Origin of the sequence: Sphingomonas sp., from assembly GCF_051962185.1 — a bacterium.
Taxonomy (GTDB): Bacteria; Pseudomonadota; Alphaproteobacteria; order Sphingomonadales; family Sphingomonadaceae; genus Sphingomonas.
This window is the reverse complement of sequence record NZ_JBQCCN010000247.1, coordinates 1-2,633: the sequence shown is the minus strand read 5'-3', so window position 1 is coordinate 2,633 and position 2,633 is coordinate 1. Positions and strand designations below refer to the sequence as shown.

The window sequence follows — 2,633 nt, the reverse complement described above, 5'->3', positions numbered from 1 at the left end:
AGGCTCTGGATGAGGCCCGAACGCTGCTCGGCGCGGGTTTCCTCGAGCACGGCGCGACGCGACACGACGATGTTACCGCGCTTGCGGTCCATCTTCAGGATCTGGAAAGGCTGCGGGATGTCCATCAGCGGCTGGACGTCGCGGACCGGGCGGATATCGACCTGCGAGCCGGGCAGGAACGCCACGGCGCCGTCGAGATCGACGGTGAAGCCGCCCTTGACGCGGCCGAAGATGACGCCCTCGACACGGGCCGACTGGACGAACTCGGCTTCCAGCTTGTCCCACGCGGCTTCGCGACGGGCGCGGTCGCGCGACAGCATCGCTTCGCCATTGGCGTTCTCGACGCGGTCGACGAACACTTCGACTTCGTCACCGACCTTGAGGTCGGCCTTCTGGCCCGGCGCGGCGAATTCACGCAACGGCACGCGGCCTTCGCTCTTCAGGCCGACGTCGATGACGGCCATGTCGTTCTCGATGCCGGTGACGGTGCCGTGCACCACGCGGCCCTCGAAGCCGTCGGCGTCGCCGAGGGTCATTTCGAGCATTTTCGCGAAATCGTCGCGCGTCGGGTTTGCCGTAGTGGCCATAAAAATATTGTTCCTAGTCAACTGTTTCCGGCCAACCGGTTGTCTCCGGTGGTCTTGGCCAAAACGCCGCGACGGCCGTATGCCGGCACGGCATCCGAAGAGCGGAGGCTTGCGGAGGACTGCTCAACGCCAAAATGCGAAAAGGGCGCCAGAGGACACCTCCGCGCCTTCCTCCGCGAGCACCTGCTCGCCGGACGGTGGCGCCCATAGCGCCTGAGACGCGAGAAGACAAGGTGGCGAGTGCCGCCCGCCCCCCTATGCGACGGGGCGGGCGGCACTTGCGATCAGGCCGGCTCGGCCACGCGGACGCGCAAGGTCCGCGCCGCCGCGACCATCGCGTCGATCGCCGGCTTCACCTCTGCCCATTTGCGGGTCTTGAGCCCGCAATCGGGATTCACCCACAATTGCTCGGGGCGGAGATGGTCCTGCGCCAGCCGCATCAGGGCGACCATCTCCTCGACGCTCGGCACGCGCGGGGCGTGGATGTCGTAGACGCCCGGCCCGATCGCACTCGGATAGCGATAGGCGGCGAATCCTTCGAGCAATTCCATCTGCGACCGTGCGGTCTCGATCGAGATGACGTCGGTGTCCATCGCGCCGATCGACGGCAGGATGTCGTTGAACTCCGAATAGCACATATGGGTGTGGATCTGCGTCGCGTCGGCCACGCCCGCCGCCGACAGCCGGAAGCAGTCGACCGCCCAGTCGAGATAGCGCTGCCAGTCGCGCCGCCTGAGCGGCAGGCCTTCGCGCAACGCCGCCTCGTCGATCTGGATCGCCCTGGCACCGGCCGCCTCGAGGTCGAGCACTTCGTCGCGGATCGCCAGCGCGATCTGGCGGCAGGAGGCTTCGCGCGGCTGGTCGTCGCGGACGAACGACCAGTTGAGGATCGTCACCGGACCGGTCAGCATGCCCTTCATCGGCCGGTCGGTGAGCGACTGAGCGTAGCGCCACCATGCGACCGTCATCGGCTTCGGGCGCGACACGTCGCCGTAGAGGATCGGCGGGCGCACGCAGCGCGAGCCATAGGACTGCACCCAGCCACTGACGGTGAAGGTGAAGCCCGACAGCTGCTCGCCGAAATACTGGACCATGTCGTTGCGCTCGAACTCGCCATGGACGAGCATGTCGAGCCCGGCTTCCTCCTGCCAGCGGACCGCGCGTTCGGTTTCCTCGCGCAGGAATTTTTCGTACGCCGCCGCGTCGAGCGTGCCGCGATTATGGTCGGCGCGCGCCTTGCGCACCTCGGCGGTCTGCGGGAACGAGCCGATCGTGGTGGTCGGGAAAGCGGGAAGGGCGAGCGTCTCCGCCTGGGTCTTCTCGCGCGCGGCATAAGGCGACCGGCGCTCGCGATCCGCCGGGGTGATCGCTGACAGCCGCGCACCGACCGCCTCGTCATGGACCAGCGGCGATGCCTTGCGCGCCGCGGCCGCGGCGGTCGAGGCGGCAAGCTCGGCGGCGACGCTGCCGCGCCCGTCATTGAGCGCGCGCTTCAGGATCGCCAGTTCGCCGACCTTCTGCACCGCGAAGGCGAGCCATTGCGCGATCTCCGGATCGATCTTGCGTTCGAGCGCGAGGTCGACCGGCGTGTGGAGCAGCGAGCAGGACGGCGCGAGGACCACGTCGCGCTGCGCAGCGATCGGCTCCAGCCGGTCGAGCAGGGCGGCGAGATCGGCTCGCCACACATTGCGCCCGTCGATCACGCCCAGCGAGAGCAGCAAGGACTTCGGCGCCTTGGCCAGCACCGCATCGAGTTGCTGCGCCGCGCGGACCAGGTCGAGATGCAGCCCGGCGACCGGCAGGTGCACCGCAAGGTCGAGATTGTCCTCGAGCCCGCCGAAATAAGTCGCGAGCATCAGCTTTACACCGGCACGGGGCAGCTTGGCGTAGGCGCGCGTGATGGCGTTGCGCTGGCGTTCGCTCAGGTCGAGCACCAGCACCGGCTCGTCGATCTGCACCCATTCCGCGCCGGCCTGGCCGAGCTGGGTCAGGATCGCCGTGTAGAGGCCGAGCACCTCGTCGAGATAGTCGAACGGATCGACCCCG

The 2,633-nt window shown here is 67.9% G+C and carries 2 protein-coding genes; both read right to left on the bottom strand.

The annotated features are described in order from the left end of the window. Positions 1-587 (bottom strand): S1 RNA-binding domain-containing protein (locus ACTHJR_RS15980; protein WP_440524233.1); only part of this gene is annotated, 587 nt, incomplete at its 3' end. A gap of 284 nt (positions 588-871) precedes the next feature. Next, the coding region (gene metE, locus ACTHJR_RS15975) for a 5-methyltetrahydropteroyltriglutamate--homocysteine S-methyltransferase (protein ID WP_440524232.1) at positions 872-2,633 on the bottom strand (1,762 nt) is incomplete at its 5' end.